The organism is Staphylococcus sp. GDY8P120P, from assembly GCF_017892065.1.
Lineage (GTDB): Bacteria > Bacillota > Bacilli > Staphylococcales > Staphylococcaceae > Staphylococcus > Staphylococcus nepalensis.
Map to the genome: position 1 here is coordinate 1 of NZ_JAESKI010000013.1, position 19627 is coordinate 19627.

Consider the following 19627-nt stretch of genomic DNA (forward strand, 5'->3'; position numbering starts at 1 on the left):
TCAATGTTCATTGTTTCGTTTATTTCAATCACAAGAATTAATTCTACAGATTTTAACTTAGAAAGTCAATCACTTTTTAAAATTAATTTTCAACTTGTCTTTAAGTTGTTGTTTTGTGTTTGTCGTTTTGTTTCGTCCGACAAGTAAATACTATACACGCTTAGTGCACTTTAAACAACAGTAAAATTTACACTTTCCCTCCCAGTCACAAGGAAGTTCACAAAAATAAACATACTTTCAATAGCAAATGATATATATCGTTCGTTATAATATACTTTTTGTCGTTTCATTTATTAAAACAATCAGTTTTAAATTCTATAAACCAAACTTTACTCTTTTTTACGTTTTTTTAATTTTCTTTTTTAAAAAATAAAACCACTTTAAAAAAGCGGTTTTACTTTACTCTAAATATACAGTTAATTTTTGTTACATCTCTGTTCTGCCCATAATCGCTTTAGATAATGTTACTTCATCAGCGTACTCTAAATCCCCACCGACAGAAAGTCCTTGGGCTAACCTAGTTACAGTAATACCTATCGGTTTAACTAATCTCGATATATACATCGCAGTTGATTCACCTTCTAAGTTAGGATTCATCGCTAAAATTAATTCTTTTACTTCATCATTTTTCAAGCGATTGATCAAACTTGGAATATTGATATCTTCTGGTCCTATACCATCCATTGGAGATATCGAACCATGTAAGACATGATATAGACCTTTATATTCACGCATTTTTTCCATAGCGATAACATCTTTATCATCTTCTACTACACAAATAATGGAACGATCGCGCTGTTTATCTTGACAGATATAACATGGATCTTGTTCTGTTATGTGGCCACATTCATTACAATAAGTAAGTTCTCGTTTTACATCCACTAAGGCTTTAGCAAATTGTACGACATCGTCTTCTTTCATATCTAATACATGAAACGCCAGACGTTGAGCTGTCTTGGGCCCAATGCCTGGCAGTTTCATGAAACTGTCGATAAGTTTGGATATTGGTTCTGGATAATGCATACTATCACATACCAGGAATATTTAAGCCTTGTGTATGCTTACCTAAACGTTCTTGTGTAAGCTCATCAGCTTTGTTCATCGCTTCATTTGTAGCAGCGATCACTAAATCTTGTAACATTTCGATATCGTCTGGATCAACTGCTTCTTCTTTAATTTCTACATCAAGCACTTCTTTGTGGCCAGATACCGTTACAGTCACCATACCGCCACCTGCTGTACCTTGTACTTTCTCTTCTTTTAACTTTTCTTGCTCTTCACCCATTTTCTTTTGCATTTTTTGCATTTGTTTCATCATTTGTTGCATATTTCCGCCACCGCGCATATGTTTATCCTCCTTAAAACTTCAATCTCTCTGATTGTAATTAATCTTTTGTTTCATTATACATGCCTTTTAATTCATTGTCATGTCTTACTCTTCATCTATGACGTTCACTGTGTTTTCACCGAATAGGTCTTTAGCTTTTTGGACTACGTCGGCTTCCTCATCTGACTGGGTTGTGGTTGAAGCATTATGTTCTTCGCTCGTACCCTGTTTACGATTCTGAAGGTATTCCGTTCTCACTCTCATCCATTGGTCAGCAGGCACACCGACGACTTTCACTGTTTTCTCAATGATATTACAAACAACATTTTCTATATTCTCACGCTTTTCATCATCTTTATTTACAATTTCACAATGTATTTCTTCCTCGAATTTAATCAACACATGTGTTTCACTTGCTGCTACTGGTTCTGAACTTTGAAGTAAGCTAACTAATGACTTCATATCATTACTTTTAGCATGATCTATAACTTCTTGCCAATGATCTTTTAGTTGTTTGATATCTTCTTTATTTGCTTTATCTAGCACTTTCGCAATTTGTTGCATTGAAAAAGCATTCTTCGATTGAGTCCCTTTGCTAGCTGTTCTTTTAGATTGCGATTTAACATTATTAACTGATACACCTTGGTTTTTTAATGTTTTCAGCTCATTTTCTAGTTGTTCCATACGTTGTAATAATACTTCGTTATTAGGTTCACTAGCCACACTTGTAGTAGCAATAGTTTGAACATTTTCCGATTTATCTTTAATCATCTCAGCTAATTTCACTAATAGGACTTCAAAATGCACACTTTGATTCACACTAAATCTAATTGAAACAAGTGTATCATTAATAACATCAATCATTTTGTAAAGTGTGTCTAAATCAAAATGCATCAACGCATCGTGTTCAGTTTCTATGTTAGATGTCTTATTCATAATTGTATCTCTCACAAAATAAATCATGTCATTAATAAGACGGTTTACTTCTTTACCTTGTGAGATAAATTGATGATAGGTTGAGAAGGCGCTTTTTACATCTCCTTCAACTACCTCTTTAAGTAAGTCATTTAGTGCGCTCGCATCCACACTTCCTGTTACATTCAAAGCATCTTGCAATGTAAGGTGTTCATCACCAAAAGCAATAGCTTGGTCCATGATACTTAGCGCATCCCGCATACCGCCTTCAGAAGCTTTAGCAATAAAATCTAATGCTGATACATCATATTCTATTGTTTGGGAATCTGCTACAAATTTTAATCGTTCTACAATTTCATCATGGCTAATTGCTTTAAAATCAAATCTTTGCGCTCTTGATATGATTGTCGGAGGTATTTTATGTGGTTCAGTCGTCGCAAGTATAAATATTGCATGAGCTGGTGGTTCTTCCAATGTTTTAAGCAAAGCGTTGAAGGCCCCTGTGGTTAACATATGAACTTCATCAATAATATATACTTTAAATTTCGATTCGCTAGGTGCATATTTTACCTTGTCTCTAATATTTCTTATTTCATCAACACCATTGTTACTAGCGGCATCTATTTCAATCACGTCTGAATTCGTTCCACGTGTAATCCCCGTACAAATAGCACATTCATTACAAGGTTCGCCATCCGTATGTTCAAGGCAATTAATCGCTTTAGCGAACACTTTTGCAATACTTGTTTTACCTGTACCTCTTGGCCCACTAAAAATGTACGCATGTGATTGTTTACCTTTTGAAATTGCATTACGCAATGTCTTAGTTACATGTTCCTGACCTACTACATCTTCAAAGCTTTGCGGCCGAAACATTCTATATAAAGCTTGATAATTCACTTTTGCACCTCCAATAGCATTCAATAACTATTATATCATTGTGTTTTACACTTTGAATATTAATTAAATGATTCTGGGTAAACTACATCGCCATTAGGCCGTTCTACAAGTTGATCCCATAGGAATTTAACCATAAAATGCTCTGAAGGCACGCCAAACGGGCTAGCAATATCGTATTTACTTGCTTCTTCATAACCTAGTTTCCCATAATAATTAGGATCCCCCAGTACAATAATAGTAGTATATTCTTGTGCCTTAGCACGTTCTTCTACAGCTTGCACAAGCGCTTTACCGATTCCCTTGTTTTGGTATTCTGGCAATACAGTTAAAGGCGCTAAAGCTAAAGCTGTATAACGCGTTTCATCATTTATGATTTTTATTTCTGAGAGCATTGCATGGCCAATTACATCACCGTCGTCTGTTTTCGCGACAACTTCCAATTCATAATTATATTCAGCTGACTCCCTGATTTTCAGAACTAAATCTTGCTCATCGTGGTTGGAGGCTGCGACATTTCTAAAAGCAGTTTTTATTTCGTCTAAACTTGTATCATAATCATTTTCAGTTAAAGTACTTAAATAAATTTGCATGAGCACTCCCCCGTAAATTACTGAATTTAATCTTCGACAGCACACTTTCAAATTAGGTTTCAACTAATTCCAATTATACACATCAAAGGATTATTATTATTTTAATATAAAAAAAGAGTGACTGCTATCAAAAGATAAGTCACTCCTTATTTATTAGTTAATTGAATTAATTTAAAATTTAAAACCGGCACCTTCGCTTCGACTACGTATCATAAACGTTACCAAAGTCGACAGCTAAATCTCGGCAACCCTACGGCACATACGATAATCCACTTAATGCTGCTTCCGTCAGGACCTGACATGATTCATGGGTTCATATTGCATAGGACCGAAATCTTCAAACACTACGTGCTTTGGGCAGACTTCACAAAAACGTAGCCTTAGCGAAGGAATTCAGTCTCGCGTAAAGCGGATTTCGAGTACAGGGAACCGCTACCTCCCCACCTAGCACGGCAAGATATATCATACTATAATGTGTCGGCTGATTGCAAGTCATACCATCCATTAATTTTAACTTATTTTATTAATGTATATCATAGCCTTACCATTGATCATAAAATTTTATGACGTCTAGAAAAATCATTGAACTTAAATTCAGTTGCTAAATGTTTAGAAATATTATATTGGAATTTCGATGTATCCTTTAAATGCACAATACCTCTCACTGTGGCGGTATACGGGGGTGTTACATCTCCAAATACTTCGTATTCTAAATTTCCAAATGATTCAAAAGTAATCGATTTATTGGAGTAGCTAATTTCTAATTTCAGTATTTGCTCTATATAGTGATATAGCGAATCTTTAGCGATATCTAAAGTGATATCAGGCACAATGTCTTTCACTAAATAATCTTCATCGATAATTTTCACACGGTTATCAAGTTTTCTTGTCCGGATAATATGCCATAATTTTGTACTCGAGCGAAGATTCAATGCTTTTTTTACCTCTGGAAAATCACTAGCAGATACACTTTCCAGTAACCGAACGTCTGTCTCGTGGCTTAGCCCTAACCCACGTTGCACTTCTCTAAAACTTGTTAGATTAGCAAACGGAAACTCTGTGACACCTTGATAAATAACAACAGAACCTTTGCCTCTTATTTTCTGAATCATACCGTCTCTAACGAGTAAATTCAATGCTTTGCGAACTGTTTCACGAGAGGCACTATAATCTATTACCAATTCATTTTCAGAGGGCAATTGAGCACCATATGGCAATTTTGATTCTATGATGTCAGCGCGTAAATTTTCATATATCGAAATAAATTTTTTCTTTGTCATGTGATATCACTCACTGCCTTTTAATCTAAATTATTGTGCGACCACTATCGCACCAAAGCCTTCTATCAATCCATTGACAATAGAACCGTTTTGTAAAACGATTTCTCCTTCAACATCTAAACCCTCAGGTATCGCAACTTTGTTTTTTGAAAAATTAGCGATGATTAACCAAGTTTCATTTTTATAATGGCGTTTATAAACAAACAATTTATCATGTGTCATATAAAGCGGTTCAATATCGCCATAAGTGATAATATCGTGTTCATGTCGTAATTGAATTAATTTTCTGTAAGTTTGTAAAATAGATTGGTCATCTTCGATAGCCGCTTCAACATTAATATTTTCATAATTGTCTGGGATATCTATCCATGGTGTGCCAGAAGTAAAGCCAGCATTTTCACCACCTGTCCATTGTACAGGTGTTCTTGAATTATCACGGGACTTTTGTCCTAAAATCGTTAATATTTCATCTTCTGCGTAGCCTTCATTTTTCAATCTTTTATAAGCATTGAGCGTTTCTATATCTCGATATTGATCTATACTATCGAAATGAGGGTCTGTCATACCAATCTCTTCACCCTGATAAATATATGGCGTGCCTTGTAACATGTGCAACGTTATAGCAAGCATTTTCGCACTACTTTTGCGTAACGCTTCCGTCGAATCATCTCCAAACCTTGTTACAACACGAGGTTGGTCATGGTTACACCAAAAAATCGCATTCCATCCGCCACCATTATAGATTCCTGTCTGCCACTCCATCAATATATTTTTTAATTGATGGAAATCTAACTTCGCGTTGGTCCATTTTTCTCCATCTATATAATCCACTTTTAAATGATGAAAGTTAAACACACTACTTAATTCTTGTCGTTCAGGATTTGAATATTTAATACAATTATTAATTGTGGTTGAAGACATTTCTCCAACTGTCATCATATCTTTATCACCGAATGTTTGTCGATTCATTTCATGCAAGTATTCATGTACACGTGGTCCATCCGTGTAAAATTCTTTACCGATTTTTGATGAGTTTTTAAACTCACCCTTAGAAATAACATTGATAACATCGAATCTAAAACCATCCACGCCAAAATCAATCCAATAATTAATCACTTTATAAAGCGCTCGGCGTACTTCTGGGTTATCCCAATTCAAATCTGCCTGTGTTACATCATATAAATGCAAGTAATATTCATCTGTCTTCTCATCATATTCCCAAGCATTACCACCAAATTTAGATTCCCAATTGGTAGGCGGTTGATTATCTGCTGACCTTCTAAAGAAGTAATAATCTCTATAAGGATTTTCTTTGCCGGAATAAGCTTGTTTAAACCATTCATGTTCTGTAGAAGTATGATTAATAACAATATCCATCATTACTTTCAAATCACGTTTATGTGATTCAGCTATCAAAGTTTCTAAATCATCAATCGTACCGAACTGTTCGTTTATTTTATAATAATTGCTAATATCGTAACCATTATCATTCATAGGTGATTCATAAACGGGCGTTAACCAAATATAATCTACACCTAGATATTGTAGATAATCTAATTTTTCAATTATACCACGTAGATCGCCTTCACCATTACCAGTAGTGTCATTGAATGACTTGGGATAAATTTGATAAACTACCGACTTTCTCCAATCATTTACAACCACATAATTACCACCTTTTCTTAATATATTTTTAAAACCAATAGACGAGACAGCAATCTGTGTTTCTTTAAAGATTTTATTGCCTCGCCTTGATAAAAAGACAAGCACTAACGTAACTTATTAAGTTTGTGCAAGAATTACCCGCCTTCTTAAGAACGGCATAAGCCAACACTTACAAATAAGTAAAGTTAACTTAATAAATCAAGAAGCCGCTCTATAAAACGATGTTATAAACTCATTTTCATTTCAGCCTTCTACTACAAATATCATTGATGATTATCGATGCATAGCGTCTTAATTACCCTTAACGATATAGTTTCTTTATTCTTCCACCATTTCTTTCGCTTCTTCTTTACTAAATTTAGAGAACACGACTGTTAGAATTGCTGGCACAACCATAGCAATAATCGTACAAATACCATACACAAGCCAATAATTGCTTTGAATTGAAATAATGGCTGGCACACCACCTACACCTACTTTACCCAAAACACCGCTTGCACCTATGATGGCGCCTATCACGCTGGAAGTTAAAATTGCTGCTACAAATGGATATTTCAACGGTAAGTTGACACCGAATAATGCTGGCTCAGTAACACCTAAGAAACCTGAAACGCCAGAAGTCATTGCAAGACCTTGTTCTTTGGCCATTTTTCGTTTTTTGTAAACATACCAAGCACCAAACGCTGCTGACCCCTGACAAATGTTAGAGATTGCTAAGATTGGCCATAAATATGTGCCTTCAAGGCTGCTTCCCATCAATTGGAAATCAACTGCCAAGAACATATGGTGCAATCCAGTAATCACTAACGGTGCATAGAACAAGCCATATATTACACCGCCTAACCAACCTACATGTTCAAAGACAAATGTTACTCCATTCGTGATACCTGTTCCTAACCATAATGCAATTGGCCCAATAACGATAAATGCTAAGAAGCCAGTAATTAATAAGGCCACAGGCCCAACAACTAACATTTTAATTGAATCGTGCACATATTTATTTAAGAATTTCTCAATTTGCGCTAATACATAAGACGCTAATAAAATCGGTAATACTTGGCCTTGGTAATTCAATTGTTTAATTTCTAAACCAAAAATATGCCAAGCCGGAATATCACCCTTACCAATATCATATTGTGAAGCCAACTGTGGGTTCATTAAAATTAACCCTAATACTAAACCAAGTATTTGGCTACCACCAAATACGCGCATACTACTCCAACCAATTAATGCCGGCAAGAAGATAAAAGCAGTATTCGCAATAACATTAATAATATCCGCAATATCACCTAATTGTGGATATTGTGCAACGAGTGGTTGTTTCCCAAATAAATCTTCCATCGTTAACACATTATAAATCCCTAGTAACAAACCAGCTGTTACAATAGCTGGCAAGATTGGAATAAAGATATCTCCCAATAACTTAATCAATCTTTGAATTGGATTCCCCTTTTTGGCAGCTGCAGCTTTCGCGTCATCTTTCGAGGACGCTTCAGCCCCAGTTTCTTCAATAAACTGCTTGTAAACTTCATCTACTGTGCCTGGTCCAATAACAATTTGATATTGATTGTCTGCTTTAAATTGACCCTTAACCAAATCGTTATTATTCAAACGATCTTTGTCAACTTTATCATCATCTTTTAAAACAAGTCGTAAACGCGTTACACAGTGTGTTGCTGTGTCCAAGTTTTCTTTGCCCCCAATAGCTTCGACGATATCTTGAACATCTTTTTTTTTTAACAGCCATGATGATTCACTCCCTTAATTTTTCTATGTTATCCAGATTATAACTTGTCTATACAAGTTTTGCAAAGGCTTTCATAAAGAGAGATAAAAAAAGACCGAAGCGAGACCAAATATAGCATTTGATTTACATTCACGACCTTGTATAAATCAACCACCTTTTATTTATTTGTGCTTAACAATATAATCTGCCAAACAATACATTATCTACTATAATTCAACATTTATAGATACGCACACGAACCACATTAAATTAGTTACAAGTTAAACTATTGGAGTTATAGTTATGTTAAAATACCCATTTCAAAACAAAAAAGACAAACAATTCATATACATATGAATTGTTTGTCTACTCTATTAATTAGTCTTGGTTTTTAATGATAATGGCGGAGGAAGAGGGATTCGAACCCCCGCGGGCCGTTAAGCCCCTGTCGGTTTTCAAGACCGATCCCTTCAGCCGAACTTGGGTATTCCTCCAAATAAACACATTAATTATAATATTATAGTGTATTGCAAAAGTCAATTATAATTAAAATGTTACACCAACGTTTTTTCCGTTAGGTATCCATCCACCGCATTAGCAACTGCTCTACCCTCTTGGATTGCCCAAACAACAAGACTTTGGCCTCGTCTTGCATCACCTGCCGCAAAAATATTTGATTGATTCGTTTTGAAATTTTTGTTATCTGCGATAATTTTATTTCTTTCAGTTTGGATATTGAAAGCGTGTGGCACTGTAGTTTCCGTGCCAATAAACCCTATGGACAACAATACCAAATCTGCTGGCCAGTGACGTTCTGTACCATCGACAACCACCATGCCTTCATCTGTTTCTTCAAGGATCTGTGTGTAAACGCCGGTCACATTTCCAATTCGATCAACATCATAACGCATTGTTTGTACGCCATATGCACGTGGCTCAAATCCGAAACGCGCCTCGTACTCTTTATGTGCATAATCCATTTTAAATACAGGCATTGCTAATGGCCAGTAACTGTTTTCATCAAATTCTATTGCCTCAGGTTGCTTTGTATACTTATTAAATTGAACAATAGATTTACAATTTTCTCTCAATGCCGTAGCAACACAATCTGCCCCAGTGTCTCCAGCCCCGATGACTATTACATTTTTACCTTCTGCAGAAATAGATGGTTCCTTAATTTCATCGTTTAAGTATTGAGCTTGTTCTGTTAAATAATCCATTGCAAAGTGAATACCGAACCCCATACGTCCTTCTAGAGGTAAATCTCTCGCATTTTGCGAACCGGTACATAGAATAATAGCACCATATTCCTCATTAAGTGTTTCTTTACTAATGTCTACGCCAATTTCTGTATCTGTTTCAAATTGAATACCTGATTCTTCCATCACTTTTATTCTACGACGCACTACATCTTTGTCTAATTTCATATTAGGTATACCATACATAAGTAAGCCACCAGCTTCATGTGCGCGCTCATACACTGTTACGTTATACCCTAATTTATTTAATTCATCAGCAGCAGTTAAACCAGCTGGCCCACTACCCACTATAGCAACTGATTCGTCTTTACGATGTTCTGGCGTTGTCGGTTTTACCCAACCATTTTCAAAGGCTTCGTCTATAATAGTTCTTTCAATTCCTTTAATAGCAACTGATTCACGATTGATTTTCATGACACAAGATTGCTCACAAGGTGCTGGACAGACCCGCCCTGTAAATTCCGGAAAATTGTTCGTTTCATTTAACCGCTCGTAGGCCGCTTTGAAATCTTGTCTATAGACAAGGTCGTTCCATTCTGGAATGTAATTGCCAATAGGACACCCAATTGTTTCTCTGCCGAAAGGCTCCCCTGTCTGGCAAAATGGTGTCCCGCAATCCATACAACGGGCGCCTTGTTGTGCCGCTTCGTCTTTCGTAAATCTTTGTTGAAACGCACCGTGATGCTTCAAACGATCGACCAAAGATAACTCCTGCAGTTGTTGTTTGTCATAATTCATAAATCCTTTGAATTCACCCATGATAAATCCCCCTTCTAGTATTAATATACAGCAGTCAATTGTTGCTCTGATTCTATATATGTGCGCTTATCATTAAAAGCATTTAATAAAGCTTGATCAAGTTCATCTGAGTTTTGCTTTTGCAAGTCGATTTTTTGCATCATTAGTTTATATTCTTTAGGGATAACTTTAACGACTTTATCTGCGACATGCTCAAAGTCAGCTAGGATTTTTTTCGCTTTTGTGCTATTTGTGTATTGCACATGTGCTTCTAACATAGACTTCAAAACTTCGTATTCTTCTGCTACAGTAATGAAATCAAGATCCAAGCTATCAAGTTGATTTTCTGATTTAAATTTTTCTAAGTCAGATGGAAAAATATAACTCACGCCACCACTCATACCTTGTCCAAAGTTTTTTCCTACATCCCCAAGAACGATGACACGGCCACCAGTCATGTATTCAAGACCATGGTCACCTATGCCTTCAACAACTGCCTGTACACCACTATTTCTAATACAGAAACGCTCGCCTGCTTTACCATTTATAAACGTTTTGCCGTGTGAAGCACCGTAAAAGCAAACATTACCCACGATAATTTCGTCTTCACGTTGCTGGTTTGGTGCTTTAACAATCACTTTACCACCAGATAAACCTTTACCTACGTAATCATTAGCATCTCCTGTGTGATGAATGGTTAAACCATGCGGCGTATATGCACCCAAACTTTGCCCTGCATGCCCCACTGTCTTAGCGTAAATTGAATCTTCAGGCAATCCTTCTTTGCCATGGGCTCTTGTAATGGCGCTACCGGTAATAACACCTACATCACGTTGCTCATTTTTCAATAAGTATTGACCAATAAATGATTGACCATTTTCAATCGCTGTTCGCGCGTCTGGGTACAACGCTGTTAAATCAAATCCTTCATCGAGATGGTGATTTTGTTCGATTTTTTTAAATCTTTCACCTTTATGTTGATATAGCAATGCTTCAACGTTCATCGATGCAGCTTTAGGGCGGCTGCTAGCCAGATTATTTTTACGTGCTAATAAATCCGTTCTACCTACAAGTTCATCTACGGATTTCAAGCCAAGTCCAGCTAAAATCTCTCGTAATTCTTCAGCAACAAAGTGCATAAAATTGACCACGTGATCTGCTCTGCCATTAAATAAAGCTCTTAAATCTTGGTTCTGAGTAGCAATGCCTACAGGGCAAGTATCTTTATGACATACGCGCATCATAATACATCCAAGCACCACTAATGGCGCCGTAGCAAAACCAAATTCTTCTGCGCCTAATGCACATGCGTAAGCAACGTCTTTACCTGTGAGTAACTTCCCGTCTGTTTCTACCGTCACCCTCGATCTAAGACCGTTCATCATTAAGGTTTGATGCGTTTCTGCCAGACCAATTTCCCATGGTACGCCTGCATGTTGAATACTCGTTTTTGGTGAAGCGCCTGTGCCGCCATCATAGCCACTAATAACAATCTTATCCGCGTATGCTTTAGCAACACCTGCTGCAATTGTGCCTACGCCAGTTTTTGAAACAAGTTTCACTGTGATATTGGCATCTTTATTTGCATTTTTTAAATCATGAATTAATTGTGCTAAATCTTCAATTGAATAAATATCATGATGCGGCGGTGGTGATATTAAGCCAATACCTGGCGTTGACCCCCTTACTTCAGCAACCCATGGGTATACTTTAGCACCTGGTAATTGTCCGCCTTCCCCTGGTTTAGCGCCTTGCGCAACTTTAATCTGAATTTCTTTAGCGTGTTGTAAGTAATCGCTCGTCACACCAAAACGACCGGATGCAACTTGTTTGATTGCGCTAGAACGATTACGTCCTTCTTCATCTATAATATAGCGTTCCGGGTTTTCTCCACCTTCACCGCTATTACTTTTACCACCCATTTGATTCATCGCTTCAGCTAATGTTTGGTGTGCCTCTTCCGAAATCGAACCATAACTCATTGCTCCTGTATTAAAACGTTGAACAATAGCGCTTGCAGGCTCGACTTCACTTATATCGATAGCTTCTTGCTTTTTAAATTCCATCAAGTGACGAACGTGATCGGTACGTTTGTGATTAACTTCACGTGAAAATGATTTGAATTTTTCATAATCATTTAAACGACATGCATGTTGCAACAAATGTATAGATGTCGGATTAAAAGTATGATGTTGACCTTGTTTACGCCACTGGAATGTACTTCCTGATTCTATATATTGGCTTGTAGGTGTTTGCCTTGACTTATTTTCCTCATCTATCATATCTATAGATATACCTGAAAGTTTACTTTGTGTGCCCGTGAAATATTTTTCAACAACTTCAGAAGATAAACCTACTGCTTCAAAAATTTGCGCCCCTTGATAACTTTGAACAGTCGAAATACCCATCTTGGCCATAACTTTGATGACACCTTCTGATAATGTATCCGTATAAGTTTGAACATTTTCAGAAATATCCCCTTCTAAACGTTTGTTTTGGACCAACTGCTCAATTGTACGTTGCGCTAAATACGGTACAATTGCGTTTGCACCATATCCTAACAAACAAGCAACATGATGCACTTCTCTCGTTTCACCTGATAATGCTACTATACTCGTACGCATGCGTAATCCTTCTCTAATTAGTAACTGATGAATGTGACTTACCGCTAACAGTATCGGCATCGCATAACCTTCATCTGTATTAACTAAATAACTGTCATCTAACACAATAATTTCTTTACCTTCTTTAACAGCTTGAATTGCTTTATCTCCCAACACATCCAATGCTGTTTCTAAATCATTTTGGTAAACCGTAGATAAATGCGTCACATTAAACCTACTTTGTTCAATGACTTCAAGTTGTGCTTCAGTTAAAACTGGACGCGCTAATTGGATACGACTTAACGCGTTTTCATTAGGCTTCAGCAAATTACCTTCACACCCTAAATAAGATAATTCACTCGTAACTATTTTCTCTCGATACGCATCGATAGGAGGGTTTGTAACTTGTGCAAATAATTGTTTGAAATAATTGAATAACGTTTCGTCTTTTTCGTTTAGAGCAGCGATTGGCACGTCGTACCCCATTGCGCCTATCGGATCTTTCTTATTTTCAACAATTTCTGTCAGATATTTATCCATTTCTTCTTTTGTATAAGCAAACTGTTTTTGTAAACGTGCTAAACTTTCATCGCTCCATTCAGAGTTTTGATATGATACTTTAGATAAACCTAAATCTACTTTAAATTGATGTAGCCAACTGTCATATGGATGTTCATCTGCAATGCGTGCTTTTAATTCATTATTTTCAACCACTTTATTTTGTTTAAAATCAACCAGCAACAACTTTCCCGGGTTCAATTGACCTTTAAATGCAACATTGTCTTCTGGTACATCTACCACACCAACCTCAGATGAGAAGATGATATAATTGTCCTTGGTAATTGTATAACGACCTGGTCTTAAACCATTTCTATCTGTTAATGCTCCTATTTTATCTCCGTTACAAAAAGAAATCATTGTAGGACCGTCCCATGGTTCCATCAAATAACTGTAAAATTCATAAAATGAACGCACGTTAGTATCATTGGTTTTATTGTATAACCAAGGTTCCGGGATCATCAGCATTGCCGCTCTCTCAGGTTCCATAGCTAACGATAAAAATTCTAATGCATTATCTACAATGGCGGAGTCACTACCATCTTTATCAAGTACTTCTTTCACTTTATCTTTATCATTACCAAAGATTGTTTCAATTAAATCGTTTTGTCTTGCTCTCATCCAATTCACATTACCTTTAATGGTATTAATTTCACCGTTATGCATGAGTAATCTGTTAGGATGCGCACGTTTCCAACTCGGAAAAGTATTCGTACTAAAACGCGAATGCACAAGTCCTAACTTTGAAACATACGCATCATGGTTTAAATCTTGATATAATGTTTTAATTTGGTCTGAGCGCAACCATCCTTTATATACAATTGTTCTATGCGATAAACTTGTAAAATATAAATTCAAGCGTTGTTGATCAGCATAATTTTCAATTTGTTTGCGCGCTAAAAATAATGTTCTGTCTATATGTGCAGCATCGTTTAGCGCAATGAATACTTGTTGTATATGCGGCATTGTTTCAACAACGTGTGAGGCAATTGCATTCGTATCTACAGGAACATTTCTATAGCCAAGGACACTTAAACCTTCCGCTTCAAAGTGCGCATTAAATTGTGCTTCATGTTGAGAACCAGCTATCTTCTCATTAGTAAAAAACATGCCCACCGCATATTGACCTTCATCTGGTAAATCGAAATCCACTTTCATTGCAAAGTACTCGTATGGCACTTCTGTCATAATGCCGGCCCCGTCACCAGTAATCCCATCTGAACCAATACCTCCACGATGATCTAATCTACGTAACATTTCCAATGATTTTTCAACGATATCGTGATTTCTCTGATTATCCATATTGGCATAAAACCCTATACCACATGCATCATGTTCTTCGCGGCTATCATATAGCCCTAATTGCTTACCATATTCGAGCATGGCCCTCACCCCTTTTACGAAAATTCTGAATATTTAATAAGTAAGGTACACTATAAAGTAATCCATTTATCTATTCAATATATAAAATAGATGATATTATTCTAATAATTAGAATGTAATTGAAATGATGGAGTTGGTTATATGGAAATCAAACAATTAAAGTATTTTATAGAAGTCGCGAAAAGAGAACATTTATCTGATGCGGCGCTTGAATTAAATATCGCTCAATCTGCGATTAGCAGACAAATCACACTTTTAGAAAAAGAGCTACAAGTCACATTATTTAATAGAGAAGGGCGCAATATCCATATCACTGAAGAAGGTAAACAATTATTTTCGGAAGCAACAAAAATTATAGATCAACTTGATAACACAGTTCGTTTGTTCCATAACCAATCTGAAACGGACCATTATATTATACGCATTGGTTACGTTGAAAGTTATATTACACAGGTAATCACTTTATTAATGCAATCCTTTGAAAATGAAAGTGAAGCTATAATCCAACCTATTTTAATGGAAGAAGAAGCTATCTTACCTGCCCTACTCACGGACAAAATCGATATTGCTTTTACTGACATGTCTGAGGAACTCAAACAGCACCGTGCCTTAAAAGTTAGTCCCTTATTCGAAGAAAATTTTCATATCTATGTACCTAAAAATGACCCAATTACATTAGCTACTAATCCACCTTTAGTGCAGCTTTCTAATAAATCAATTTATGAATTATATCCATTGCCGCCAAGAATCAAGCAAACCTTAACAAAGACAATCAAATCACCTATACGTACAATCACACACCCTCAAATAGCTCAATATATCTTAACTAAAGAACGTGGGTTTATAGTAACGTCGTCTTATCATCTACTAACGAAAAATCCGCAAAAATGGCTGGAAGTGTCATTAGAGCATACAGAATTAAAAAGAACGATTTGCCAAGTATTTCGATTAGATAATCAGAAACATGACTTTCCACTATTATTAGGTATGATTGATAAATTATTAAGCAGAAGCGCAACTTATCATTAATCATATCCATAAAATTTTTGAATTCAAATCTCAAGGAGCGTATAATCGCATTGTCTAAATAGAGAGGACTGAGATACAACAATGTCTGTCAAAACGTTATTAAAACGCCCTTTTGATTGGGTTATATTGTTATTTTTCATCTTGTTTGTAGGCTTATTTATTTTCACCTTTTTCAACGAGACATTTTACGATACACCTGTTGGGCAAATTACAAAAATAGAAAACGAATCTACTACAAATATTACAGATGATAATCATAATAAAGATACAAAATACAACCAAACACTGACGCTTAAAATTTTAAATGGAAAATTCAAAGGTCAAACGACAACAATTTCACATCATTACATAGCCTCACAGGCTGACAGCGAGGCGTTCTCTAAACATAACAAAGTCTTATTGCACATCGATAAACATTTAGACGATGCATACATCACAGAAAAAAAGCGGGATAGTCTAGTTGTGATGATGACCGGTATATTTTTATTAACTGTATTACTTGTTGGTAGAAAGATTGGATTACAATCAATCCTTTCTTTAGTATTCAATACTATTGTAGTGCTATTAGCTATCTATTTGCATAATAAATTTCCTAGTTTAAATTTATTTATGCTGATGAGTATTGGCGTTGTTTTAACTACCATATTTACCTTGTTGTTAGTAACTGGATGGCGATGGCGCACGCTAGTCACAGTAGTCAGCACATTATTAGGCACGTTTGTTTGTGTAGGCGTTACACAGCTCGCCATTAACTTAACTGACGGCGCAGGTTTAAAATTTGAAACAATGAGTTTCTTAACTTTACCACCTAAAGAAGTTTTTCTTGCATCAGTGATGATCGGAACGCTCGGGGCCGTAATGGACGTAGCTATTACAATTGCTAGCGGGATGACGGAAATTTTGCGTAGAACACCCGATATAAGCATGACGCGTTGGGCGTTAGCTGGTCGCAATATTGGCCAAGATATTATGGGCACAATGACCAACATCTTATTATTTTCATATTTATCAGGTAGTTTACCGATGTTTCTTATATATTTAAAAAATGAAAATACAGTCACTTACACTATATCTATGAATTGGTCATTAGAAATTTCCCGGGCAATTACAGGCGGTATCGGTATTGTATTAACTATTCCGATTACTATTTTATTAATGCAATTATGGTTTAAAATGCGAGGTGCTAATCCATGAGCGTTATAACGATCTTAGGGCTGTTACTTTTCATATTAATGGTAATTTTTGGAGGTGAAAAAGGTGTAATATCCTATTTAACATTATTTTTAAACTTTGTTATATTATTAATCACTGTGGTTCTCATTATGCTTGGGGCACCTATTTACCTAGTAACACTGATATTTTGTATTGTGATTGCAGCATGTAACTTATTTGTTTTAAACAGCTACAATATTAAGACCAGAGCAGCATTTTATGCAACAATCCTTACCACTTTATGTTTGATTATCGGTATTTATTTGTCTGTATCCATCGGGCATTTGCAAGGATTCACAACTGAAGAACAAGATGAGACATATGTCTTTTCCATGAATATTGGGATTGATATGGTAAAATTTATGGTCTTTACCATAGTGCTTGCAGTGATTGCAGCAGTCATCGATTTGGCTATCACTATCAGTTCGCCCATGTATGAATTAAGCGAAACTAATCCCAATTTAACAAAAAAAGAGCTCTTTCAATCTGGCATGCGTGTAGGGAGAGAAATTTTAGCTACTTCAGCAAATACGATTTACCTTGCCTATTTCGGCGGCGAACTCACGTTATTCTTTTGGTTCTTCAAACTTAACTATTCATTTGGCCATATTATTAATTCCAAAATCTTTGCACAAGAATTTATCTCTATCCTTTTAGGCGGGATTGCTGTTGCAATCAGTATACCGATTACTGCTTGGTTAACCGCACTGTTAATTAAACACCAAAAGCCTTTCCGAATAGATGATTCGCGGTAATTTATCGTTAGATACCATTTAAATCAGCGCTCTATATTTGATTTGTATATAGTATCTACTACATGTCATTATAGTGCATATCTCAAACAAAAAATTTCAAAATAGCCAAAGAGGGGGTTATTATGACATCAAATAAAAAGCGTGGAAAAAAATCATCAAAAGAAGCAAAAACAGAATTGAGTGTTACTTTTATACCTGAAATATTTGGTGCATTTATTCGGTTTATTAAAACCCTTTTCACTTAAAACAATGAAATATCTTAAGTATTATACTTTATATATACAGAATAAAGCTGCTGATTCCTAAACCCTATAGGAAATCAGCAGCTTTATTTTAGATTTTCTTATCATAATTGCGCTTTATTCGTTTAATAATCTATTATGATCATTTTATTAAGCAAATTTACTTTATTTATGCATTTTTAATGTCACAATCTTTATTTATGCGTGCGTCCTTTTCTATAAAGGTTGCATCTTGATAAAATTAGATATTTAAAGCGTTTTTAATTTTTGATTTAATAATTCAATTTTATTATCTCGTAGCTCTGTATAATATCTTATATCTGCTTCTCTAGTTTCTACAGGAAATATATAATAAACATCTTGGTAAAAATCAATATTTGATTTAGTACGTCTACCTTCTAAAGATATTCTCGAACTACTAGGTTGCGCTAACGTCAATTCATATTTAGGTAACACACTATGATACACATTTACTATTTCCCCATTTTTGATTAAATCTGATGTGTTTATAAATTTGATTTCTATATGGTTTTCATTCGCTAAACTTCTAGTTAGAAGTGCTAACATAATATCACAAAACATAATAGTCATAACCCCTTTATTTTCAAATGAAGAAATGACTTCTAGTTTCTCAATACAAATCTTTTCAGTCTCTCCAAAATGAGCAAATCTAGATTTAAATGCGTCTTTATCGCCTTTTTCGTATCGAGTAATGACACTTGTGGAAATATAGTCTAATGACGTATCTTTCAAATAATAATACGCCCTCCCATAGTCTATCAATCCATGATATGTAAAAGGTTTCGTTTCTTCATAAATACTTTCACAAATAATATTAAATGGACTGATATTGTTTATCTGTATATTCATAAATTAACCTCCCATTAAATTGTTGCTCCTCATAATAGACGGACACCACGATGACGTTATTGGTATACATAGAAAAACACCCCACATCAAATGTGAAGTGCCGAAGTTGATAGCTATTTTTCAACTTTAAGATATGATTTTAATAAAAATGGATTGATTCTACGATTTCTAGTCATGCTAACTATTGACGAATTAAGCTCGCACAAAGCATAACCCACGCACACATTGCAGCTGATACTATTACTAAAATACCTTCAACTATGGTACCCTTTTTACCTTGTACATAACTTACACGTATGGTTTCGGAAAGCAATCAACACGCTGTGCTGTTTTTTTGAATAAACCAAAATGAGGATAACAACTAAATTTTTTTAAATTCAGATAAATATAGCACGATTGGATTTTAGCTATGCATTAGCTAATGAATCCATCTAATACTTTAAAACATTTTAATGCTACGGCTTATACATTCATAAAAATCATTTCCTTAATATGACAATGTCATTTTTAATCTATTTAACAATCAATATCTAACCATATCAGAGTTACATATTTAAATAAACATAATTGTTTTA

General features: G+C 35.4%; 14 protein-coding genes, 1 tRNA gene and 1 other RNA gene. 4 read left to right on the plus strand and 12 right to left on the minus strand.

Translation table 11 applies throughout. The features are described 5' to 3' along the window. Positions 1-426: 426 nt before the first annotated feature. From recR to gltB, 11 genes are all read right to left on the minus strand, one after another. On the minus strand, positions 427-1023 hold the full coding sequence (gene recR, locus KA900_RS09165; protein ID WP_096810976.1) for a recombination mediator RecR: 597 nt from the start codon (positions 1021-1023) through the stop codon (positions 427-429). Positions 1024-1027: 4 nt separating this feature from the next. Further along, positions 1028-1345 (minus strand): YbaB/EbfC family nucleoid-associated protein, encoded by a 318-nt coding sequence (locus tag KA900_RS09170; protein WP_002484224.1) that lies wholly within the window; start codon positions 1343-1345, stop codon positions 1028-1030. Between the two features lie 87 nt (positions 1346-1432). Beyond that, positions 1433-3142: a DNA polymerase III subunit gamma/tau gene (gene dnaX, locus KA900_RS09175; RefSeq protein ID WP_096810977.1), complete on the minus strand. Its 1710-nt coding sequence runs from the start codon at positions 3140-3142 to the stop codon at positions 1433-1435. A 59-nt stretch (positions 3143-3201) separates the two neighbouring features. Then, on the minus strand, positions 3202-3732 hold the full coding sequence (locus KA900_RS09180) for a GNAT family N-acetyltransferase (protein ID WP_107644277.1): 531 nt from the start codon (positions 3730-3732) through the stop codon (positions 3202-3204). A gap of 184 nt (positions 3733-3916) precedes the next feature. Then, an RNA gene (gene ffs / locus KA900_RS09185) (signal recognition particle sRNA large type) lies at positions 3917-4185 on the minus strand. Between the two features lie 98 nt (positions 4186-4283). Then, positions 4284-5012 (minus strand): trehalose operon repressor, encoded by a 729-nt coding sequence (treR, locus tag KA900_RS09190; protein WP_096810979.1) that lies wholly within the window; start codon positions 5010-5012, stop codon positions 4284-4286. 30 nt (positions 5013-5042) lie between these two features. Continuing rightward, entirely contained in the window at positions 5043-6677 is a 1635-nt protein-coding gene (gene treC / locus KA900_RS09195; RefSeq protein ID WP_210139467.1) for an alpha,alpha-phosphotrehalase, read from the minus strand. 318 nt (positions 6678-6995) lie between these two features. Continuing rightward, positions 6996-8420 carry a PTS system trehalose-specific EIIBC component gene (gene treP / locus KA900_RS09200; RefSeq protein ID WP_210139581.1) on the minus strand — a complete coding sequence of 475 codons (1425 nt, stop codon included), beginning with the start codon at positions 8418-8420 and terminating at the stop codon, positions 6996-6998. Between the two features lie 384 nt (positions 8421-8804). Continuing rightward, a tRNA-Ser gene (locus KA900_RS09205) sits at positions 8805-8897 on the minus strand. A gap of 60 nt (positions 8898-8957) precedes the next feature. Beyond that, entirely contained in the window at positions 8958-10421 is a 1464-nt protein-coding gene (locus KA900_RS09210; protein ID WP_115342427.1) for a glutamate synthase subunit beta, read from the minus strand. Positions 10422-10441: 20 nt separating this feature from the next. Next, positions 10442-14944, minus strand: coding sequence for a glutamate synthase large subunit (gltB, locus tag KA900_RS09215; RefSeq protein ID WP_210139469.1), 4503 nt, complete (start codon positions 14942-14944; stop codon positions 10442-10444). A 141-nt stretch (positions 14945-15085) separates the two neighbouring features. Between gltB and gltC the strand changes: the two genes are divergently transcribed. The 4 genes from gltC (at position 15086) to KA900_RS14885 (ending at position 18185) form a co-directional block, all read left to right on the plus strand. Then, the gene (gene gltC, locus KA900_RS09220; protein ID WP_115342429.1) at positions 15086-15973 is read left to right on the plus strand and encodes a glutamate biosynthesis transcriptional regulator GltC; all 888 of its coding nucleotides are present in this window, start codon (positions 15086-15088) and stop codon (positions 15971-15973) included. Positions 15974-16054: 81 nt separating this feature from the next. Beyond that, complete coding sequence (locus tag KA900_RS09225; protein ID WP_096810985.1) at positions 16055-17167, plus strand: YibE/F family protein; 1113 nt, start codon at positions 16055-16057, stop codon at positions 17165-17167. Then, the gene (locus tag KA900_RS09230; protein WP_210139471.1) at positions 17164-17940 is read left to right on the plus strand and encodes a YibE/F family protein; all 777 of its coding nucleotides are present in this window, start codon (positions 17164-17166) and stop codon (positions 17938-17940) included. Before KA900_RS09225 ends, KA900_RS09230 begins: the two co-directional genes overlap by 4 nt. 122 nt (positions 17941-18062) lie before the next feature. Continuing rightward, positions 18063-18185 (plus strand): hypothetical protein, encoded by a 123-nt coding sequence (locus KA900_RS14885; RefSeq protein ID WP_255201761.1) that lies wholly within the window; start codon positions 18063-18065, stop codon positions 18183-18185. 246 nt (positions 18186-18431) lie between these two features. Here the strand turns inward: KA900_RS14885 and KA900_RS09235 are convergent, their stop codons facing one another. Then, positions 18432-19052, minus strand: a complete 621-nt coding sequence (locus KA900_RS09235; protein WP_103372593.1) for a hypothetical protein — start codon at positions 19050-19052, stop codon at positions 18432-18434. Positions 19053-19627: the final 575 nt, after the last annotated feature.

What these genes read in the sequence shown, in the direction of transcription:
- recR (WP_096810976.1), bottom strand. Translation starts at nt 1,023, where the DNA reads ATGCATTATCCAGAACCAATATCCAAACTTATCGACAGTTTCATGAAA.
- KA900_RS09170 (WP_002484224.1), bottom strand. Translation starts at nt 1,345, where the DNA reads ATGCGCGGTGGCGGAAATATGCAACAAATGATGAAACAAATGCAAAAA.
- KA900_RS09180 (WP_107644277.1), bottom strand. Translation starts at nt 3,732, where the DNA reads ATGCAAATTTATTTAAGTACTTTAACTGAAAATGATTATGATACAAGT.
- treR (WP_096810979.1), bottom strand. Translation starts at nt 5,012, where the DNA reads ATGACAAAGAAAAAATTTATTTCGATATATGAAAATTTACGCGCTGAC.
- KA900_RS09210 (WP_115342427.1), bottom strand. Translation starts at nt 10,421, where the DNA reads ATGGGTGAATTCAAAGGATTTATGAATTATGACAAACAACAACTGCAG.
- gltB (WP_210139469.1), bottom strand. Translation starts at nt 14,944, where the DNA reads ATGCTCGAATATGGTAAGCAATTAGGGCTATATGATAGCCGCGAAGAA.
- gltC (WP_115342429.1), top strand. Translation starts at nt 15,086, where the DNA reads ATGGAAATCAAACAATTAAAGTATTTTATAGAAGTCGCGAAAAGAGAA.
- KA900_RS09225 (WP_096810985.1), top strand. Translation starts at nt 16,055, where the DNA reads ATGTCTGTCAAAACGTTATTAAAACGCCCTTTTGATTGGGTTATATTG.
- KA900_RS09230 (WP_210139471.1), top strand. Translation starts at nt 17,164, where the DNA reads ATGAGCGTTATAACGATCTTAGGGCTGTTACTTTTCATATTAATGGTA.
- KA900_RS14885 (WP_255201761.1), top strand. Translation starts at nt 18,063, where the DNA reads ATGACATCAAATAAAAAGCGTGGAAAAAAATCATCAAAAGAAGCAAAA.
- KA900_RS09235 (WP_103372593.1), bottom strand. Translation starts at nt 19,052, where the DNA reads ATGAATATACAGATAAACAATATCAGTCCATTTAATATTATTTGTGAA.